This window comes from Bradyrhizobium sp. 26S5 (assembly GCF_036923295.1).
GTDB lineage: Bacteria > Pseudomonadota > Alphaproteobacteria > Rhizobiales > Xanthobacteraceae > Bradyrhizobium > Bradyrhizobium septentrionale.
In genome coordinates this window covers 8,784,325-8,804,887 of sequence record NZ_CP145948.1, presented here as the reverse complement: position 1 = coordinate 8,804,887, position 20,563 = coordinate 8,784,325, and the positions used below count along the sequence as shown (strand labels likewise).

The following is a 20,563-nucleotide window of genomic DNA, read 5'->3' as shown; positions in this document are numbered from 1 at the left end:
ATTGAATCCGGGGTTGTGGCGCCTTATGACTGCGCGCTGGCATCGAGGAACAGCTCGTCGTGAAGTTCGCTTTCAAACTCCTGCAACTCACCGTGGCGGCCCTTCTGCTTGTATCGCCCGCGCAAGCTGCGACCGAGATCATGTGGTGGCACGCGATGTCGGGTGAGCTCGGCAAGCAGCTCGAGAAGCTCGCCGCCGATTTCAACACCTCGCAGTCCGACTACCGGATCGTGCCCGTCTACAAGGGCAACTACACCGAAACCGTCACCGCGGCGATCTTCGCCTTCCGCTCGCGCAGCCAGCCGGCGATCGTTCAGGTCAACGAGATCGCCACCGCAACCATGATGGCGGCGCGCGGCGCGATCTATCCGGTGTTCGAGCTGATGCGCGATCAATCGGAAGCGTTCGCGCCGTCGGCCTATCTGCCCGCGGTGGCCGGCTACTATGCCGATGTCGATGGCAACATGCTGTCGTTTCCGTTCAACGCCTCGACGCCGATCCTCTACTACAACAAGGATATGTTCCGTTCGGCCGGGCTCGATCCGAGCCAGCCTCCGAGGACCTGGCCAGAGCTCGGCATCGCGGCCAAGCGGCTGCGCGCCGCGGGCGCAATGTGCGGGGTGACCACGTCGTGGCCGTCCTGGATCAACGTCGAGAATTTCTCCGCCTTCCACAATCTGCCGATCGCGACCAAGGCCAACGGATTCTCCGGGCTCGACGCGCAGCTGATCTTCAACAACCCGCTGCTGGTGCGCCATATCGCGCAGCTCGCGCAGTGGCAGGCCGACAAGACCTTCGACTATAGCGGCCGCGGGCAGTTGGCCGAGCCGCGCTTCCAGAAGGGCGAGTGCGGCATCTTCATCGGCTCGTCCGGCACCCGAGCCGACATCAGGGCCAACTCAAAATTCGAGGTCGGCTACGGCATGATGCCGTACGATCCCGACGTGCAGGGCGCGCCGCAAAACTCGATCATCGGCGGCGCGACGCTGTGGGTGCTGCGCGACCGGCCGCGCGCCGAATATGCCGGAGTGGCGAAGTTCTTCGCCTATCTGTCGCGGCCGGAAGTCCAGGCCGCCTGGCACCAGAACACGGGTTACTTGCCGATCACCCACGCCGCGTTCGATCTCACCCGCGCGCAGGGCTTCTATGATCGCAATCCCGGCGCCTCGATGTCGATCGAGGAGGTCACGTTGAAGCCGCCGACCGACAACTCGAAGGGCATCCGCCTCGGCTCGTTCGTCCTGATCCGCGATGTGATCGAGGAGGAGCTCGAGCAGGTGTTCGCCGGCAAGCGTACGGCGCAGGCCGCGATGGACAACGCCGTCGAACGCGGCAACCGCCTGCTGCGCCAGTTCGAGCGCGCCAATCCGGACCGGTGAGGTTGGTGCATGTGCGACGCAACTGCTTCTCCGTCATCCTGAGAGAATGCGAGGCTTTGCCCTCATCCACCGCTGTCATCGCCCGGCTTGACCGGGCGATCCAGTACGCCGCGGCCCCTCGGTTCGATCACTGGCGTCTCTGGAATACTGGATCACCCGCCTTCGCGGGTGATGACACTGACCAAGGTGCGCAAACCAATTCCGTCATCCCGAGGCTCGCTCCGCTCGCACCTCCAGCGACAAAGGCGAAGCCTTTGCGCCGGGATGACGGGGAGAGATTGGGCTACGAGATTCCTTGAAATGATATCCCTTCCATCCCTGACCACCTACGACACCTACCGCGCCTGGCGCAGCGACACGTCGCGCTGGCTGCCGGTCGCGCGCGATATTGCCGACGGCCATGGGCTGTCGTGCGCTACCCCGCATGTGTTCTCGACCGGCACCAATCTCGTTATCGGGCTCGATGGTGAACTGATCCTGAAACTGTTTCCACCGTTTCTGCGCCCGCAATTCGTCTCCGAACGCGGCGCGCTGGCGGAATTGCGCGGACGGCTCGGCTTTCCGATTCCCGACCTGGTCGCGGAGGGCGAGCGTGACGGCTGGCCGTATCTCGTCATCACCCGCCTGTCCGGCACCGTCGGCTCGGAGGTGTGGCCGTCGCTGTCGGAGGCCGAGCGGGAGCGCGTGCTCGCCGAGATCGGCGCCGTGATTGCCGAAGTACAGCGCGTGCCGCCCGGCCGCCTGCTTGCGATCGAGCCGCGCTGGGAGGCCTTCATGCGCGGGCAGATCGCGCAGTGCCGGGCGCGGCACGAGCGGCTCGGCCTGCCGGCGAAATTCCTCGCCGGGCTCGACGATTTGCTGCGGGACGCCACTGAGCTGATCCCGATGGAGGCGCCGCCGGTGATCCTGACCGGCGAGTACATCCCGGAGAATTTCCTGCTGGAGCGCCGGGCCGACGGCTGGCACGTCGCCGGCCTGTTCGACTTCGGCGATGTCCGGACCGGGTGGGGCGAGTACGATCTGCTCGGTCCCAGCGCCTTCATGGCCGCCGGCCATCCGCGGCTTGTGCGCAGCCTGTTCGACGGCTTTGGCATCGCGCGTGCGGACGTGACATTCGCGCTGAAGCGGCGGCTGATGGCGCTGCTGATGCTGCACTGGGCCAGCGATCCGCTCCGGCACATCTGCATCGAGGGGTGGCCGAATCGGGTCGACGATTTCGTGCAGCTTCAGCAGTTGATCTGGCCGGACTATTATTGAACGCCGCAATTCCGGGATCGCCGTCAGTTCTGACTCGTCGTGCAGCAGGAGGGTAGACTTGAGGTTCCGCCAGCGGCCATCACCGTAACGAATGCCGACATCCATTCTCGGCAACAGCTAACGAACCGGCTGCTGGTATCTGCATCGGAAGCACGCCGCCAAACCTCACACACGCGATGATGTGAACTTCTGTTTCACATCACTAACGCGGGACATCACAGGGGGCTTCGTCAAAGCGGACGCGCGCAGCATGGATATCCGAATAGCGACGGTCGGCCCAATCGATGAGGCTCGCCATCGGGTCCAGCAGGGATTGGCCTAGCGGGGAAAGGCGATATTCAACGCCCGGCGGCTTGGTCGGAAAGACATGGCGGGTGATAAGTCCGTCGCGCTCCAAGTCGCGCAGCGTCTGTGTGAGCATGCGCTTCGAGATGTCGCGGATGGCTCGGCGAAGCTCGCCGAAGCGCTGCGGTCGCGTCGCGAGGGTCATGATCATGAGTATGCTCCACTTGTCGCCGATGCAGTCGAGCACGTCGCGCACCGGGCAATGCACGGGCTCTACTGACTGGGCGTCGTCCGATTGATATCGGCTGAATCGCTCGATCGCGCTCAATGCGTCGCTCATGCCGGTCCCCTTTTTCTCTCCTGGTTACAAAAAACTGCCTCCTTACGGTGCAGGTCTGCGGTCTCTATGTGAGACCTACCCTAGAATATAGGCCATTGAGCACCCGGAGAATACGCATGTTTCTAGTCACTGGAATTACAGGAAAAGTCGGCGGCGCAACGGCCAGGCATCTGTTGGCGCAAGGTAAGAAAGTGCGCGCGCTGGTTCGCGACCGCGGGAAGGCGGCAAGCTGGACGGACCAGGGCGTGGAACTGGTGGACGGCGACTGGAACGACACGGCCGCCATCGAGCGGGCGCTCAAGGGCGTCGACGGCGCGTTTGTAATGTTGCCGGCCGTCTGGGCCCCCTCGCCGGACTTCAAGGAAGCCAAGGGCGTCATCGCGAACTATGTCGAGGCGCTGACCAAGGCCCCGCCGCCGCGAGTCGTCGGGCTCTCGTCAATGGGGGCGAACAGAACCAGCGGGCTGGGGATGATCACGGCCCTGTCGTTGCTGGAGCAAGGCTTTCGCAAACTGACATCGCCGACCGCCTTCGTGCGCGCCGGCGGGTTTTTCGAGAACTTCCTTTACGGCCTGCACGTCGCCAAGGGCGGCACGCTCCCCGTCTACTACAACCCGACCAACCGGAAATCGACCATGGTCGCGACGAACGACATCGGTGCCGAGGTGGCGACGCTGCTGACCGGGCCGGCGTGGTCGGAGCATCGCGCCATCGAACTTGGTTCGATGGTCAGCGCGGATGAAGTCGCAGCGCAACTGGGCGATGTCATGCAGCGCGAAGTCCACGCCTTCGCTGTCCCGCGGGCGGAGTGGCCGGCAGCATTCGAGCAGTTCGGCATCCCGAAGGGCCAAACCGGACCGGCTGAAGCGATGTTCGACGCCGTCAACGCGGGCTGGATGGACGTCGGCGTAGCGGGCACGGAGCGCGTCGCCGGCACAACGCTTCCCCGCGATGTCTTCGCAGCGGCCCAGAAGGCCGCCACGGCTTAGGTCCGCGGATCAGCGATGAGATGCGACTTTCGGACCTGTTCCGGAAATTCGCATCTCCTTCGGAATGAATGCGTCGCGAGCCGGCCGTCTCTCCGCGACGCCCTAATCAGAAAAGGATGGACAAATGTCAAAGATTTCCTGGCGCCTAGTCTCGGCCTTGGCGCTTGCAGCTTTCTTCGTTGTGGGATCGCTCAGCAACATCTTCGCCCCTGGGTCTATCTACGAAGAATATCTGCGGTGGGGATACCCGTACTGGTTCCATTTCGTAACCGGATCGCTGGAACTCACGACCGCCGTTCTGCTGGCGCGGGCACGGACGCGGCTGTGGGGCTCGGCGCTCGGCTGCGCCGTGATGTTGGCGGCGCTCGCGACCGTCACACTCCACGGCGAATACGGGCACGGGGTGGCGCCGCTTGTCGTAGCGGCACTATCGATAGTAGTTGGCTGGATCGCCTGGCGGAGAGCGGCTCCCCAGCTCGGCATGACTGACGCCACTGGAGGGCCGGGGGAAGGTTCGCCTGCAAGCGTTCACAGGTGAAACGGGATGGCCCCCCTAACCGCCACGCCACTGACAGCTCGCGCTCGCACCGCCTGTGGCTACGCCTTAATGAGTCCGCGTCCCAGCTAGTGACGCCTGGTCGCTGGTTGCACGAAAAGGCGAGCAGCACCTGTCGTTTGCACTCATATTGGGCAAACTGTCTGCCTTTGTATGCAACGTGCTTGGCCGGACTTTGCTGCCAGTGCAATGTTTTGCCTTGAATTTCAATTGCTTAATTCGGAATAAGATTCCGTTAAGGGTTGGCACAAACCTTGCGATCCCTGTTCCAAAGCCATTTTCCAAAAAGGCATTTGGAGCATCACATGAAGCGTCGCGATTTCCTCAAATCGGTGTCCGGACTGGCAGCGGGGGCGCTGGCGCCGACCGCGCCCGCGATCTGGTCGCCGGCCAAGGCCGACGCGCGCTCTGAGACGCTGCTGATCGTCTCCGAGGGCGGTCCGAACAATCTCGATATCCACGGTATCGGCACCAACGTGCCCGGTTATGAGGTGTCGTGGAATTGCTACGACCGGCTGATCAGCCACGAGATGAAGAGCGGTCCGGGCGGGGTGCCTTATTACGACCGCGACAAGTTCAAGGGTGAACTCGCCGAGGACATGAAGATCGACGACATGTCGGTCACCTTCAAGCTGCGCAAGAACGCCAAATTCCACGACGGCGCGCCGGTCACGGCGAAGGACGTCAAATGGTCGCTCGACCGCGCCGTCTCGGTCGGCGGCTTCCCGACCTTCCAGATGAGCGCGGGCTCGCTGACCAAGCCCGAGCAGTTCGTCGTCATCGACGATACGACGGTGCGCGTCGACTTCCTCAGGAAGGACAGGCTGACGATCCCCGATCTCGCCGTGATCGTGCCCTGCGTCGTCAACTCCGAGCTGGTGAAGAAGAACGCCAGCGAAAAGGATCCGTGGGGGCTCGAATTCACCAAGCAGCAGACCGCGGGCTCCGGCGCCTACAAGGTGACCAAATGGACCGCCGGCACCGAAGTGATCATGGAGCGCAACGACGATTGGGTCTGCGGTCCCTTGCCGAAGATCAAGCGCGTGATCTGGCGCATGGTGCCGCAGGCCGGCAACCGGCGGGCGCTGCTCGAGCGCGGCGATGCCGATATCTCCTACGAACTGCCGTTCAAGGACTTCCAGGAGATGAAGGCGAATGGCAAGCTCAACGTGGTCTCGCTGCCGTTCTCCAACGGCATCCAGTATATCGGCATGAACGTGACCAAGCCGCCGTTCGACAATCCCAAGGTGCGGCAGGCGATGGCCTACGCGATGCCGTATCAGAAGATCATGGATGCGGTGCTGTTCGGCCTCGCCAACCCGATGTTCGGCGCAGCAAAGGACAAGCCGACCGAGGTCGCCTGGCCGCAGCCGACGAAATACGACACCGACATGGAGAAAGCCAAGGCGCTGCTCGCCGAGGCCGGCTACGCCAACGGCTTCGAGACCACGATCTCGTTCGACCTGAATTTTGCTGGCGTCAATGAGCCGCTCTGCGTGCTGGTGCAGGAGAGTCTCGCGCAGCTCGGCATCAAGGCCACGATCAACAAGGTGCCCGGCGCCAACTGGCGCACCGAGCTGAACAAGAAAGAAATGCCGCTGTTCACCAACGTGTTCTCGGGCTGGCTCGATTACCCCGAGTACTTCTTCTACTGGTGCTATCACGGCAACAATTCCGTCTTCAACACCATGAGCTACAAGTCGCCGGAGATGGACAGGCTCATCGACGGCGCGCGCACCGCTGCCGCAGCCGGCGACACCGCGGCCTACGATTCCGACGTCAAGGGCTTCGTCGATCTCGCCTACGCGGACATCCCGCGCATCCCGCTCTATCAGCCCTTCGTCAACGTCGCGATGCAGAAGAACATCTCGGGCTACCAATACTGGTTCCACCGCCGCCTCGACTACCGCGCCATGGCGAAGGGGTGAGGCTGTATGGAGATGATTGGCGGTGTATCGGCGTATGCAGGTGAGGTGAGCACGTCTCTCTGGCTCCCTCCCCCCTTGCGGGGGAGGGTTGGGGAGAGGGGTAAGCCACATATTCGTAAGGACGAAACCAAGCGAGATCGCGCCAACCGATTTCGCCACGTCGCAGGCGGCTCAGCGCAAGCTCGATTCCATCTCGCAATGGAGCAAGCAGCACCCCTCTCCCCAACCCTCTCCCGCAAGGGGAGAGGGAGCCCTGCCAGTCCCGTTGCGGCTTTCGCTCACGTCAGGAGCGGCCCATGCTGACCCTGATCGGCAAGCGGTTGCTGTTCGCGATCCCGTCCCTGATCGGGGTTGTGATCGTGACGTTCCTCTTGACGCGCGCGCTGCCGGGCGATCCCGCGGCGTATTTTGCAGGGCCTGCGGCAACCAAGGAGGCGGTCGACCAGATCAGGAAGAAGCTCGGCTTCGACAAGCCGCTGATCGAGCAGTTCGTCCGCTACAGCAACGATCTCGCCCATGGCGATCTCGGCACCTCGCTGACCACCGGGCAGCCGGTCGCCGCCGAACTGCGCAATCGCCTGCCGGCATCGGCCGAGCTCACTCTGCTTGGCCTCGTCGTCTCGATCGTGATCGCGATCCCGCTCGGCGTGCTGGCGGCGACGCGGCCGGGCTCCTGGATCGACCATCTCTGCCGCATCACCACGACGGCCGGCGTCTCGTTGCCGGTGTTCTTCACCGGGCTCGTGCTGGTCTACGTGTTCTATTTCCGGCTTGGCTGGGCGCCGGCGCCGCTCGGCCGGCTCGATGTGTTCTATAGCGCACCGCCGACGGTCACCGGCTTCTATCTCATCGACACGCTGATCGCGCGCGACTTCGAGGCGTTCCGCTCGGCGCTGAGCCAGCTGATCCTGCCGGCGGTGACGCTCGCGATCTTCTCGCTGGCGCCGATCGCGCGCATGACGCGCGCCTCGATGCTGGCGGTGCTGGCCTCCGATTTCGTCCGCACCGCGCGCGCCAGCGGCCTGTCGCCCGGCAAGGTGATCGTCACCTATGCCTTCCGTAACGCGATGCTGCCGGTCATCACCACGCTCAGCATGGTGTTCTCCTTCCTGCTCGGCGCCAACGTGCTGGTCGAGAAGGTGTTCGCCTGGCCCGGCATCGGCTCCTACGCGGTCGAGGCGCTGATCGCGTCCGACTTCGCGCCGGTGCAGGGTTTCGTGCTGACCATGGCGGTCATGTACGTGCTGCTCAATCTCCTGATCGACATCCTCTATGGCGTGATCGATCCACGCGTCAGGCTCGAAGGGTAGGGAGGACAGATGAGCAGCGTAGCCCCCACTGTTGAGCCGGTCGGTCCCGCACGCACCTCGGGTCTCGCCGCGGTCATTGAGCAAACCCGTTACGTGCTCAGCGAGAACAAGGTCACCGGCTTTGCCTTCGCGCTGCTGATCGTGATCCTGTTTGCCGCGCTGTTCGGGCCCTACGTGGTGCCGTACGATCCGCTCGCCTCGGACACCGCGGCGGCATTGAAGCCGCCGTCCGCCGCACACTGGTTCGGCACCGATCAGCTCGGCCGCGACATCTTCAGCCGCGTCATTGTCGCGACACGGCTCGACACCTTCATCGCGGTGGCTTCGGTCGTGCTGGTGTTCCTGATGGGCGGGCTCGCCGGCATCGCCGCCGGCTATTTCGGCGGCTGGACCGACCGCATCGTCGGCCGCATCGCCGATACCATCATGGCGTTTCCGCTGTTCGTGCTGGCGATGGGCATCGTCGCGGCGCTCGGCAACACCGTGCAAAACATCATCATCGCGACCGCGATCGTGAACTTCCCGCTCTATGCCCGCGTCGCGCGCGCCGAGGCCAATGTCCGCCGCAACGCCGGCTTCGTGCAGGCGGCGCGGCTCTCCGGCAATGGCGAATACCGCATCCTGCTCGGGCACATCTTGCCGAACATCATGCCGATCATGATCGTGCAGATGTCGCTGACCATGGGCTATGCCATCCTCAACGCCGCGGGCCTGTCCTTCATCGGCCTCGGTGTCCGGCCACCGACCGCGGAGTGGGGCATCATGGTTGCCGAGGGCGCCGGCTTCATGGTGTCGGGCGAGTGGTGGATCGCGCTGTTCCCGGGCCTTGCGCTGATGATCGCGGTGTTCTGCTTCAACCTGCTCGGCGACGGCCTGCGCGACATCGTCGACCCGCAGCGGAGGACCTGATGACTGTCTCGGCACGGTGTCGCGCTACCTCTCCGCTACTTTGCATGGGGTTGTTTTGCGGATTTTTGGATGACGCATCGCATGGGGGGAGGCGCGCATGACCGCCCAGCCGCTGCTCGACGTCAGCGACCTCACGGTCGAGTTCACCACCCGTCGCGGCATCGTCAAGGCGGTGCAGCACGTCAACATCTCGGTCGGCAAGGGCGAGACCGTCGGCATCGTCGGCGAGTCCGGCTCCGGCAAGTCGGTGACTTCGTACGCGGTGATGCGTATCCTCGATCGGGCCGGCCGGATCGCCGACGGCTCGGTGATGTTTTCCGGCATCGACGTCAAGGCGGCGAGCGAGAGCCAGATGCGCGATCTGCGCGGCCGCGAAGTCTCGATGATCTTCCAGAATCCGCGCGCCGCCCTCAATCCGATCCGCAAGGTCGGGCATCAGATCGAGGATGTGCTGCGCCAGCATATCCAACAGGCGCAGGTCACCGATCGCGGCGAGAAGGCGATCGAGGCGCTGGAGCAGGTCAAGATCGCGCGCCCGCGCGAGCGCTATCACGCCTATCCGTTCGAACTCTCAGGCGGCATGTGCCAGCGCGTCGTCATCGCGCTGGCACTCGCCTGCAACCCGCAGCTTCTGATCGCCGACGAGCCGACCACCGGCCTCGACGTCACCACCCAGAAGGCGGTGATGGATTTGATCGTCGAGCTGACCCGGCGCCGGTCGATGTCGACCATCCTCATCACGCATGATCTCGGCCTCGCCGCCGCTTATTGCGACCGCGTCGTGGTGATGGAGAAGGGGCGCGTGGTCGAGACCGCGAAGTCGGCCGACATTTTCGCGTCGCCACAGCACGACTACACGAAGAAGCTGATGCGCGCGACGCCGCGGGTCGGCGTGTCGCTGCGGGATTTGTTGCCGGAAGAGGGCTCCCTTGCCTCTCCCCGCGTGCGGGGAGAGGCCGACACGCTCGGCAGCGCACTTGCGCGCCAGAGCGTGGCGGGTGAGGGGGACTCTCCGAATACTGTGCTCGCGGATATAGCCCCTCACCCCAACCCTCTCCCCGTAAAGAACGGGGAGAGGGAGCAGAAGCAGCCCCTCCTGTCAGTCGAAAAACTCGTCAAGGAATATCCCCGCCAGGGCGCGGGCTCGGTGCTGGCAAAACTGTTCGGCCGCAAGCCGCCGCTCGAGGAGGAGATCTTCCGCGCCGTCGATGGCATCAGCTTCTCGATCGACCATGGCGAGAGCGTCGGCCTGGTCGGCGAATCCGGCTGCGGCAAGTCGACGACGTCGATGATGGTGATGCGGCTCTTGGACCAGACCTCCGGCCGCATCCTGTTCGACGGCGAGGACATCGGCGCCATCATGCCGCAGTCCTTCGCGCGGCTGCCGCGGCGCAGCCAGATCCAGATGGTGTTCCAGGATCCGACCGACAGCCTCAACCCGCGCTTCACCGCGGCGCGTGCGATCGTGGACCCGATCATGCAATTGGGCGACATCAGGGGGCGCGACGCGCTCCGCGACCGCTGCGAGGAGCTCGCGCGGCTGGTCGGCCTGCCGGTCAATCTTCTGGACCGCTTTCCGCACCAGCTTTCCGGCGGCCAGAAGGCCCGCGTCGGCATCGCGCGCGCGATCGCGCTGCACCCGAAGCTCGTCATCCTGGACGAGCCGACCGCGGCACTCGACGTCTCGGTGCAGGCGGTGGTGCTCAATCTGCTGCAGGACCTCAAGCAGTCGATGGGCATGAGCTATCTGTTCGTGTCGCACGACCTCAATGTGGTGCGCCTGCTGTGTGATCGCGTCATCGTGATGCGGGCCGGTCGCATCGTCGAACAGGGCACGTCCGAACAAGTCTTGGGCAATCCGCAGGATGCCTATACAAGGGAGCTGCTGACGGCGATCCCGCATCCGCCGTTGCCGGTTGCTTGAGAAATTTATTGGGAGCGAAATGGCCGACCATCTCGACGACTACATGAACGCCGTTGCCCGTGCGATGGCGTTGCCGCTGGAAGAGGCCTGGCGTCCCGCGGTGCGTGCCAATCTCGAGGTCTCGCTGCGGCTGGCACGGCTGGTCGATGACTTCCCGCTGCCGGACGAGATCGTGTCGGCCGCGGTCTATTCGACCTGAGACTGCGATGTCCGAAACTCCCGCTTCCATGTCGGCCGCCGAAATCGCGCAGGCCGTATCAAGCCGCAAGATGACAGCTCTCGCAGCGACCGAGGCTGCGCTCGCGCGCATCGCGGCGCATGACAAGGTGCTCAATTCCTTCACCGACGTCACCGCCGATCGTGCACGCGCCACGGCCAGGGCAATCGATGCCGCGATCGCGGCGGGTCAATCGGTCGGCCCGCTCGCCGGCGTTCCCTTCGCGGTGAAGAACCTGTTCGATGTTCAGGGCCTCCCGACCCGTGCAGGCTCGAAGATCAACCGCGACCTGCCGCCGTCGCCGCGCGACGCCACGCTGATCGAGCGGATGGAAGCCGCCGGCGCCGTGCTGGTCGGCGCGCTCAACATGGGCGAATACGCCTACGACTTCACCGGCGAGAACGTGCATGACGGCCCGTCGCGCAATCCGCATGACCCGACGCGGATGACCGGCGGCTCCTCGGGCGGCTCGGGCAGCGCCGTCGGCGGCGCACTGGTGCCGATCGCGCTCGGCTCCGATACCAACGGCTCGATCCGCGTGCCGTCGTCGTTCTGCGGCACCTTTGGCCTGAAGCCGACCTATGGCCGGCTGTCGCGCGCGCGGTCCTATCCGTTCGTCGCAAGCCTCGACCATCTCGGTCCGCTGGCGCGCAGCGTGAAGGATCTCGCGCTCGCCTATGACGCGATGCAGGGGCCTGATGCCGATGATCCGGCCTGCATCGTGGGATCGGTTGAGCCGACCGTGCCGCTGCTTGCCAATGACGTCGGCCGTCTGCGCGTTGCGATCGCCGGCGGCTATTTCCAGCAGAACGTGTTTCCGGAGGCGACCGAGGCGGTCGCACGCGTGGCGAAGGCGCTCGGCGCCACGCAGACCGTCGAGCTGCCGGAAGCCGTGCGCGCGCGCGCCGCGGCCTTTATCATCACCACGACCGAAGGTGCCGCACTGCACCTCGATCGCCTGCGCAAGCGTCCCAACGATTTCGATCCGGCGGTGCGCGACCGCTTCATCGCGGGCGCGATGGTCCCGGCCGTCTATGTCGACAAGGCGCAGAAACTCCGCCGCTGGTTCCGCGCCAAGGCAGCGGAGCTGTTCCAGTCGGTCGACGTAATCCTAGCGCCGGCGACGCCGTGCACCGCGCCGAAGCTCGGTCAGGTCAATTTCACGCTCGACGGCGTCGAGCTGCCGGTGCGCGCCAATATCGGCATCCACACCCAGCCGATCTCCTTCATCGGCCTGCCTGTTGTGGCTGTGCCGGTGCCGCTTGAACCGATGCCGATCGGCGTGCAGATCATCGCCGCGCCCTGGCGCGAGGACATCGCGTTGCGGGTCGCCTACGCGCTGGAACAGATGGGCGTTGCTGCGGCACCCGCACCGAGAGGACTCTGATATGGACATTGATCTTCCCGACGTGGTCGCCGAAGTCACCGCCCAGTTCCAGCGCTACGAGAAGGCGCTGATCTCGAACGATGTCGCGGTGCTCGACGAGCTGTTTCGCAACGACAGCCGGACGCTGCGCTACGGCATCGGCGAGAACCTTTATGGCTACGCCGAGATCATGGCGTTTCGTGCCGGGCGCTCGCCGGTCGGCCTGATGCGCAAGATCGACCGCACCGTGATCACGACCTATGGCCGCGACACTGCGATCGCCTCGACGCTGTTTTATCGGGACGGCACACCGGGTAGAGTGGGGCGGCAGATGCAGACGTGGATTCGCTTCCCCGAGGGCTGGAGAATCGTCGCGGCCCATGTCAGCGTCATCGACGAGCCCAAGGGCACTTGAACAAGGGCGTTTGAACTGGACTGCTTGAAAGGGCGCTTGAGGCATGAGCCTGGACGATCTTCCGACGCGGATGCCGCCGGGCGCCGAGCCCGACGCGGCCGTGCGTCGCGTCGATCGCCCGTCGTCGCTGACCGACAAGATCACCCGCGCCGAAGAGCTGCGGCTGCAGCTCGCCGACGAGATCGTGCGCGGCACGCTGCCGCCGGGCGCCGGGCTCGACGAGACCGATCTCGCGCGCCGCTTCAACGTCTCCCGCACGCCGGTGCGCGAGGCGCTGCGGCAGCTGGCCGCCAGCGGCTTGATCGATGCCCGCGCCCATCGCGGCGCGGTGGTGGCGCGGCCGTCCCTTGAAAGACTCACCGGCATGTTCGAGGCGATGGCCGAGCTGGAGGCGATGTGCGCCGGCCTCGCCGCCGAGCGGATGACGCCGGCGGAGCGCCACGCGCTGGAGGCGGTCCACGAGGAGCTGCGGGTCTTGAGCTACACCGGCAATCCCGAGCGCTTCCACGAGGTCAATGAACGCTTCCACAACGCGATCTACGCCGGATCGCAGAACGCCTATATCGCCGAGATCACCCTGGCGACGCGCGTGCGCGTGCAGCCGTTCCGCCGCGCCCAGTTCCGCAACCTCGGGCGGCTGGCAAAATCCCACGCCGAGCACGACCGCGTCGTGGTCGCCATCATGCGCGGCGACAAGCCAGGTGCCGCCGCCGCAATGCGCGCCCATATCGAGCAGGTACGCGGCGAATACGAGACCTACGCGGTGTCGGTGTAGGTCTCTCAACTCGCACCGCCTGGCGGTGGGATGCCCCTCTCCCCGCAAGAGCGGGGCGAGGGAGCACACCATTCCCGCGGCTACGCTTTCGCCTTCTCCGCCACGAACGCCCGCCAGCCGCCATAGGCGGAAATATCCTTCGCGCCGTTGATCGCGGCAGGCTCGACTATAAAGCCCTTGGCCTGTCGCCCGTCGGCGAGCCTGATGGTGCCGATCGAGAGCGGCGGCGGGATCGCGGCAACGAATTTTCCGAACGCGGCCGGCGACATCGCCCAGAGCTCGAGCTTGATCGCGTGACCTGCGCCGCCCTCGATGCGCAGCATGCCGGGCTTCGGCGGCGTGGTGTCGAGTGCGTAGAGCTTGTAGTCCGGTGCGGTGACCGCCTCTTCCAGCAGGCGCGCATCGAGCGTCGTCAACTCGTGGTTCAACGCCATGCCGGACAGATGCGCGCCGACCACCGCGATGGTGATCTCGCCGGCCCCGGCCTGCGCCGGCACTGCGGCAAGCGGTGGCTGCGGCAGCGACTCGGCGCCGATGGCAAGTCCGGTGTCGGCGTGGAACACGCGGCCGATGCCGGCGAGCTCGGCGTCGCGGCCGGCGGGCGCGAGCAGCGTGATGCCGAACGGCGCGCCGTCGGGCCGCATCGCCGCCGGCAGCGCCAGGCCGCAGAGGTCGAGCAGGTTGACGAAATTGGTGTAGGTGCCGAGCCGCGAGTTGAGCTCGATCGGGTTGGCCAGCACGTCAGCGGTCGAATAGACGGTCGGCGCCGTCGGCAGCACGATGGCATCACACTGCGCGAAGGTGCGCTCGGCGACGCGGCGCAGCGCCTGCAGGCGGTACAGCGCAGAGAACGTATCGGCCGCCGTGAGCCGCGCGCCGCCGATCGTGATCTCGCGCGTCACCGGATGGATCGCGTCCGGCGACGACGCCAAGAGGTCACGGATCACGAGATAGCGCTCGGCGACCCACGGCCCCTCATAGAGCAGCCGCGCGGTCTCGTAGAACGGCTCGAGATCGAACTCGACAAGTTCGGCGCCGAGTGCCTGCCAGCGCTTGCAAGCCTCGCCATAGGCCTTCTCGGCCTCGCGGTCGCCGAAGAAGATCAGCTGGCCGCTTTTGGGAATGCCGAGCTTCAGCTTGGCCGGAAACGTCGCGAGCGGTGCCAGCGGTCGATCCCGAGAGAACGGATCGGCTTCATCCGGCCCGGCCATCACGGCGAGTGCGGCCAGCGCGTCATCGACGGTGAGCGAGAACACCGAGATGCAGTCGAGCGTGCGGCAGGCCGGCACGAGTCCCGCGTTCGAGATCAGCCCGAGGCTCGGCTTGAGGCCGACGATGTTGTTGAGCATCGCCGGCACCCGGCCGCTGCCCGCGGTGTCGGTGCCGAGCGACAGCGGCACCAGTCCCGCTGATACCGCGACCGCGGAGCCCGAGCTCGATCCGCCCGGCACGAGATCGCCGCGCACCGGATTCTTGGGAATGCCGTAGGGCGAGCGCACGCCGACCAGGCCGGTGGCGAACTGGTCGAGATTGGTCTTGCCGATGATGATGGCGCCGGCCGCACGCAGCTTTGCGACTGCCGTGGAATCCTGCGCCGGCATGTAGGAGAAGGCCGGGCAGGCCGCGGTGGTCGGCAGGCCCGTGACGTCGATATTGTCCTTCACGGCGACCGGCACGCCGGAGAGCGGCAGCGTCGGGTCGGTGAGACGCTCAGCCTCGGCGAGCGCCTCCTTTTCGTCACGCAGGCTGATGAAGATGGCGGGGTCGTTGTGCTCGCGGATGCGCTGGTAGCTGCGCGCCACGGTTTGGGCCGGCGTCATGGTTCCGGCGCGATGCGCAGCAACGATCGCAGCGACAGTTTCAGTCACGTGGTTGGCCCCGTCTGTTGAGCGGGAAGGCATCGGATGCCCTCCGCGAGGGAGTTGCAACCTGATCGAAGCAAGCAACGTGCCATTGTGTACAATTCACCTGCGCTCGCGTCACGGCAGATTATTACACAATATCAATTGCTTGAAATGGTTAGTGGGAACCGCTTCGGTCTCGCCCGTGAAGGCGGCTGCTCAATCTGTAGGCAGGTCTGATCAAGCCGAATTCTGATCCCGGCTTCAAGTGAAGCAGGCAAGGATCTGCAGCAGCCGCTCGCGGTTTTCCTTGCCGATCTTCTCGGCGACGTGCCGCTCGTGCTCGGCGGCGAGCCGCTTGAACTGGGCCAGCGCGGTCCTGCCGCGTGCGGTCAAATGCAGCGCATGGGTGCGGCGGTCGGTGGCGGAGGGGATGCGGCTGACGAAGTCGCGTTCCTCGAGGCTGTCGAGCAGATGCACCAGCCGCGCGCGCTCGATCCCGAGCCGCTTGGCCACCGCCATCTGGCTCAGGCCCGGATTGGCCCCGATCACGGTCATGACCGAATATTGGGTCGGACGGATATCGGCCGCGGCCAGCGTCTTGATGAAGTCCTGGAAGATCCAGAGCTGGAAGCGCCGCACTGCATAGCCGGCGTGGCCGGCCAGCGCGTCGAGGCCGATCTCATCGCCGGCGTCGCCGCCATGTTCCCGGCCGTTCGTCGCCCGCGCGTGGGGGCGGCGGATTGCCGCTCCGGTTCCTGTCGCCTTGCGCGACGTCTTTTGCTGGCTTGCCATGGCGGCGATGCTAGCGCGCCCGCGGCCTAAGGGAAAGATTGTTGTTGACGACAACAATTGATATCCGCAACATTATCGCCAAAGAGCCCGGCCGGGACCGCGATGCTGCACGATGTTGCAGTGCGGTCCCGCAAGATACGGGCGAGGAGGAAATCATGACGATGGCCGCCGCCAGCGCAGACAATCCGCACCGCCTGTTCGCGACGCCCGCGATCGTTGCGGACCGCCGCGATGACGGCAGCATCCTGGTTCGATCCACCACGCCGCTGAAGCAAGGCGCCCGCTGCATCGGCGACTGGCTGGAGCACTGGGCGCGGCAGGCGCCGGATCGCATCTTCCTCGGCGAGCGCGCCAGCGCCGAGGCGCCGTGGCGCACTGTCACCTATCGCGATGCGCTCGATATCGTGCGGCGGGTCGCATCGTGGGTGCTGGCGCAAGGGCTGAGTACCGAGCGGCCGCTCGTCATCCTCTCCGACAACGGCATCGATCACGCGCTGTTTGCGCTCGCAGCCCAGCATGTCGGTGTGCCCTCGGCCGCGATCTCGCCGGCCTATTCGCTGATGTCGAAAGATTTCGACAAGCTGAAGAGCATGATCAGCCTGCTAGATCCCGGCGCGATCTATGTCACGGGCACAAAACCGTTCGCGCCGGCACTTGCTGCGATCAAGCCGCGGCATCGGGCGACCCTCGTCAGCGGTAACCCTGACGATGCCGACGCGCTGGCGTTCCGCACCATCGCGGCGACGCCGGAAGCGCCCGAAATTGCAAAGGCGTTCGCGGCGGTGACGCCGGACACGATCGCAAAATTCCTGTTTACCTCGGGGTCAACAGGCACGCCGAAGGCCGTGATCAACACCCAGCGCATGCTAACCTCGAGCCAGCAAGCCAAGGCGCAGACCTGGACGTTCCTCGAATCCTCCAGCGAGGATCTCGTGATCCTGGACTGGCTGCCCTGGAGCCACACCTTCGGCGCCAATCACAATTTCAATCTGGTGCTGCGCAATGGCGGCACGCTCTATGTCGACGGCGGCAAGCCGGCGCCCGGCCTGTTCGCGACCTCGCTCGCCAATCTGCGCAGCGTGGTGCCGACCGTCTATTTCAACGTGCCGCGCGGCTTCGACATGCTGATCGCTGCGCTCCGCACCGACGATGACCTGCGCCGAAAATTCTTCGAGGGCACCAGATTCGCCTTCTATGCCGGCGCGGCGCTGCCGCAGAATCTGTGGGACGCGCTCGAGGAATTGTCGCTGCAAACCGTCGGCCGCCGACTGCCGATGGTGTCGGCCTGGGGCTCGACAGAAACCTCGCCGCTCGCGACCGACTGCCACTTCCTCGCCAAACGCTCCGGCAATATTGGCGTGCCGATCCCCGGCACCGAGCTGAAGCTCGTGCCGTCGGGCGACAAGCTCGAAGTGCGGGTGCGCGGGCCCAATGTCACGCCGGGCTACTGGAAGGCGCCCGAACTCACCGCCCAGGCCTTCGACGACGAGGGTTTTTACAGGATCGGCGACGCCGTCACCTTCGCCGATCCTGACCGGCCCGATCTCGGCCTGTTCTTCGACGGCCGCGTCGCCGAGGATTTCAAGCTCAATTCAGGAACCTGGGTCAGCGTCGGCACCCTGCGTGTCGCTGGCATCGCGGCACTGGCCCCGCTTGCGCAGGACATCGTCGTCACCGGCCATGGCTGCGACGAGGTGCGGTTCCTGGTGTTTCCGAACATTGCCGCCTGCCGCGCGCTGGCGGAACTTTCCGAGAGCGCCGACGTGCGAGAGGTGATCAGCCATCCTGCGATCCGCTCCGCGATCGGGCAGGGGCTCGCACGATTGAAGGCACAAGGCGCTCATTCCTCTGGCCACGCCACCCGTGCGCTGCTGCTGGCCGAGCCCGCCTCCGTCGACGGCGGGGAGATCACCGACAAGGGCTACATCAACCAGCGCGCCGTGCTGACGCGCCGCGTCGCAGCAGTGGCGGTCCTGGAGGACGACGCGTCGGCCGAGCCGATCGCCTGCGCGGGCTCGTGACGTGATTTGTACCGGTAGGGTGCTGGCAGGGCGCCACGTACACCGCCGTCGTCCCTGCGAAAGCAGGGACCCATACTCCGCGGCCGACGTTGTGTACAAAGGTCGTCGTTCCGCTGGCGCGCAATAATCAGCATTGGTGGTTATGGGTCCCGGCTCGGAGGCCGGGACGACACCGAGTTTGTGGAACGTCTGGCGGACCATACACTTGAGCCTTCCGCACCGGTTCCCCGGAGCCTTGCCCCGCAAGGGTTCGTATTTTTAGTTGCCATGGCAACTAAGCTGTGCGAGTTTCCGGGCCAATCGGGACAGGGCCGGTCAACGGCCACGCGTTTGGGAGGAAAATGTTGCGCAGCAGCGCGCGAGCAGCACGCATGGAAGACCGGGCGAATATCGCGGTGGCGCAGGGTCCCGCCGTACGGTCAGGTCGTGCTTTGCCCGGTCACGGCGCCGAGATTCTCGTGCAACCGGCGCAACAGGTCGATCAGCACCTCGCGCTCGTCCTTTTTCAGGCACGACAGCAGCCGCCGCTCGCGCTCCAGCGCCGCGACGATCACCTTGTCGTGGATGGCGCGGCCGCGCGCGGTCAGCGTGATCGAATGGGTGCGGCCGTCGTCGGGCGCCGTGCGGATCGTCAAAAGCCCGCGCTTCTGCAGCGCCGCGAGGTTGCGGCTGACCGGGCCCTTGTCGAAGCCGATCACCTGGCAGATCCGCGAGGCCGGAATCCCCGGCTCGATCGCCAGTTGCGAGATGATTCGCCACTCGGTGACGTTGACCCCGAAATTCTTCTGGTAAAAGGCGGTGGCGCTGTTCGACAGCTTGTTGCCGATGAAGGTGATGAACGCCGGCACATAGCGATTGAGGTCCAGCAGCGGGCCGTCGGTGGCGTCTGCGGGATCGGCCGGTCTCGGCCGGCGGGGCTTTCGGGGGAGGGGCTGACTGCTCATTTCTCAAATCATCGCTGCGAAACTGCTTGGGAGCAATAGACATGCGGCCCGTGTTGACAAGATCAAACCTCGGGAGGTCCCGATGACTGCAACGGCAGGGACGTCCGTCCCGCACCTCGACGTCGATCCGTTTGCGCTCGAATTCTTCGCCGATCCGTTCCCGACCCATGAGCGGCTGCGCGAGGCCGCACCCGTGGTCTATCTCGACAAGTTGAACGTCTACGGCGTGGCGCGGTATGCCGAGGTCCATGCGGTCCTGAACGATCCCGCCACGTTCTGCTCCAGCCGTGGCGTGGGCCTCAGCGACTTCTCCAAGGAGAAGCCGTGGCGGCCGCCGAGCCTGATCCTGGAGGCCGACCCGCCGGCGCATACTCGCACCCGCACCGTGCTGAGCTCGGTGCTGTCGGCGACCGTGATGAAGCAGCTTCGCGGGCGGTTTGCCGCCGCCGCGGAGGCCCGCGTCGATGCGCTGCTGGAGAAGCGCAGTTTCGACGCGATCGAGGACCTTGCGGAAGCCTATCCGCTGTCGATCTTCCCGGATGCGCTGGGCTTGCGGCCGGAGGGCCGCGAGCATCTGCTGCCTTACGCAAGCCTGGTGTTCAACGCCTTCGGGCCGCCGAACGAGCTTCGCAAGCAGGCGATCGAGCGCTCGGCGCCGCATCAGGCCTATATTGCCGAGCAATGTCAGCGCGACAATCTCACCCCTGATGGCATCGGCGCCTGCATCCACGCCCATGTCGATAGCGGTGCCATTACCGCGACCGAGGCGCCGCTGCTGGTGCGCTCGCTGCTATCGGCCGGTCTCGACACCACCGTCAACGGCATCGGTGCCGCCGTCTACTGCCTTGCCCGCTTCCCCGACCATTTCCAGAAGCTGCGCGACGACCCGACCCTGGCGCGCAACGCTTTCGAGGAAGCCGTGCGGTTCGAAAGTCCGGTCCAGACTTTCTTCCGTACCACGACCCGCGACGTCGAGCTCAGTGGCGCCAGCATCCCCGAAGGCGAGAAGGTGCTGATGTTCCTGGCTGCAGCCAATCGTGATCCGCGCCGTTGGGACAAGCCCGATAGCTACGACATCACGCGTCGTACGTCGGGCCATGTCGGCTACGGTTCGGGCATCCATATGTGTGTCGGCCAACTCGTCGCCCGCCTCGAAGGCGAAGTGATGATGGCGGCGCTGGCGCGTCGTGTCGCCAAGATCGAAATCACTGGCGAGCCGAAGCGCCTTTTCAACAACACACTGCGCGGGCTCAACAGTCTGCCCGTTGAGATCACGCCGGCCTGACGAGACGCTCAATACCGGCAAAAGGGT

The 20,563-nt window shown here is 65.3% G+C and carries 18 protein-coding genes; 14 read left to right on the top strand and 4 right to left on the bottom strand.

Features of this window, described 5'->3' with window-relative positions; translation table 11 throughout:
- Positions 1–140: 140 nt before the first annotated feature.
- Together ugpB and V5279_RS41680 are read left to right on the top strand one after the other, a co-directional pair.
- A complete protein-coding gene (ugpB, locus tag V5279_RS41685) occupies positions 141–1,379 on the top strand; it encodes a sn-glycerol-3-phosphate ABC transporter substrate-binding protein UgpB (RefSeq protein WP_338701687.1) in 1,239 nt (412 codons plus the stop codon).
- 300 nt (positions 1,380–1,679) lie between these two features.
- Positions 1,680–2,636, top strand: a complete 957-nt coding sequence (locus V5279_RS41680; protein WP_338692614.1) for an aminoglycoside 3'-phosphotransferase/choline kinase family protein — start codon at positions 1,680–1,682, stop codon at positions 2,634–2,636.
- Between the two features lie 202 nt (positions 2,637–2,838).
- Here the strand turns inward: V5279_RS41680 and V5279_RS41675 are convergent, their stop codons facing one another.
- A complete protein-coding gene (locus V5279_RS41675; RefSeq protein ID WP_166299437.1) occupies positions 2,839–3,261 on the bottom strand; it encodes a winged helix-turn-helix transcriptional regulator in 423 nt (140 codons plus the stop codon).
- A 173-nt stretch (positions 3,262–3,434) separates the two neighbouring features.
- On the opposite strand from V5279_RS41675, the gene V5279_RS41670 reads away from it, so the two are divergent.
- From V5279_RS41670 to V5279_RS41625, 10 genes are all read left to right on the top strand, one after another.
- A complete protein-coding gene (locus V5279_RS41670; protein ID WP_248114253.1) occupies positions 3,435–4,250 on the top strand; it encodes an NmrA family NAD(P)-binding protein in 816 nt (271 codons plus the stop codon).
- 124 nt (positions 4,251–4,374) lie between these two features.
- On the top strand, positions 4,375–4,788 hold the full coding sequence (locus V5279_RS41665; RefSeq protein WP_338692610.1) for a DoxX family protein: 414 nt from the start codon (positions 4,375–4,377) through the stop codon (positions 4,786–4,788).
- Between the two features lie 323 nt (positions 4,789–5,111).
- A complete protein-coding gene (locus V5279_RS41660; protein WP_338692608.1) occupies positions 5,112–6,734 on the top strand; it encodes an ABC transporter substrate-binding protein in 1,623 nt (540 codons plus the stop codon).
- Positions 6,735–7,030: 296 nt separating this feature from the next.
- A complete protein-coding gene (locus V5279_RS41655) occupies positions 7,031–8,044 on the top strand; it encodes an ABC transporter permease (protein ID WP_166299435.1) in 1,014 nt (337 codons plus the stop codon).
- A gap of 9 nt (positions 8,045–8,053) precedes the next feature.
- The gene (locus V5279_RS41650; RefSeq protein ID WP_338692605.1) at positions 8,054–8,953 is read left to right on the top strand and encodes an ABC transporter permease; all 900 of its coding nucleotides are present in this window, start codon (positions 8,054–8,056) and stop codon (positions 8,951–8,953) included.
- A gap of 97 nt (positions 8,954–9,050) precedes the next feature.
- Positions 9,051–10,877, top strand: coding sequence for an ABC transporter ATP-binding protein (locus V5279_RS41645; protein ID WP_338692603.1), 1,827 nt, complete (start codon positions 9,051–9,053; stop codon positions 10,875–10,877).
- Positions 10,878–10,896: 19 nt separating this feature from the next.
- Entirely contained in the window at positions 10,897–11,076 is a 180-nt protein-coding gene (locus tag V5279_RS41640; protein WP_338692601.1) for a DUF4089 domain-containing protein, read from the top strand.
- A gap of 7 nt (positions 11,077–11,083) precedes the next feature.
- The gene (locus V5279_RS41635; protein WP_338692599.1) at positions 11,084–12,481 is read left to right on the top strand and encodes an AtzE family amidohydrolase; all 1,398 of its coding nucleotides are present in this window, start codon (positions 11,084–11,086) and stop codon (positions 12,479–12,481) included.
- Between the two features lies 1 nt (position 12,482).
- On the top strand, positions 12,483–12,875 hold the full coding sequence (gene hpxZ / locus V5279_RS41630; protein ID WP_338692597.1) for an oxalurate catabolism protein HpxZ: 393 nt from the start codon (positions 12,483–12,485) through the stop codon (positions 12,873–12,875).
- 43 nt (positions 12,876–12,918) lie between these two features.
- On the top strand, positions 12,919–13,650 hold the full coding sequence (locus V5279_RS41625) for a GntR family transcriptional regulator (RefSeq protein WP_029082945.1): 732 nt from the start codon (positions 12,919–12,921) through the stop codon (positions 13,648–13,650).
- Between the two features lie 80 nt (positions 13,651–13,730).
- On the opposite strand, the gene atzF is transcribed toward V5279_RS41625, so the two are convergent.
- Together atzF and V5279_RS41615 are read right to left on the bottom strand one after the other, a co-directional pair.
- Entirely contained in the window at positions 13,731–15,518 is a 1,788-nt protein-coding gene (gene atzF, locus V5279_RS41620; protein ID WP_422653175.1) for an allophanate hydrolase, read from the bottom strand.
- Positions 15,519–15,755: 237 nt separating this feature from the next.
- The gene (locus tag V5279_RS41615; RefSeq protein ID WP_338692592.1) at positions 15,756–16,286 is read right to left on the bottom strand and encodes a MarR family winged helix-turn-helix transcriptional regulator; all 531 of its coding nucleotides are present in this window, start codon (positions 16,284–16,286) and stop codon (positions 15,756–15,758) included.
- A gap of 161 nt (positions 16,287–16,447) precedes the next feature.
- On the opposite strand from V5279_RS41615, the gene V5279_RS41610 reads away from it, so the two are divergent.
- Entirely contained in the window at positions 16,448–18,307 is a 1,860-nt protein-coding gene (locus tag V5279_RS41610) for a feruloyl-CoA synthase (RefSeq protein WP_414645974.1), read from the top strand.
- Between the two features lie 419 nt (positions 18,308–18,726).
- Here V5279_RS41610 and V5279_RS41605 read toward each other — a convergent pair whose 3' ends face one another.
- On the bottom strand, positions 18,727–19,251 hold the full coding sequence (locus V5279_RS41605; protein WP_029082941.1) for a MarR family winged helix-turn-helix transcriptional regulator: 525 nt from the start codon (positions 19,249–19,251) through the stop codon (positions 18,727–18,729).
- A gap of 82 nt (positions 19,252–19,333) precedes the next feature.
- On the opposite strand from V5279_RS41605, the gene V5279_RS41600 reads away from it, so the two are divergent.
- Positions 19,334–20,536, top strand: a complete 1,203-nt coding sequence (locus V5279_RS41600) for a cytochrome P450 (protein WP_338692586.1) — start codon at positions 19,334–19,336, stop codon at positions 20,534–20,536.
- The last annotated feature ends 27 nt before the right edge of the window (positions 20,537–20,563 follow it).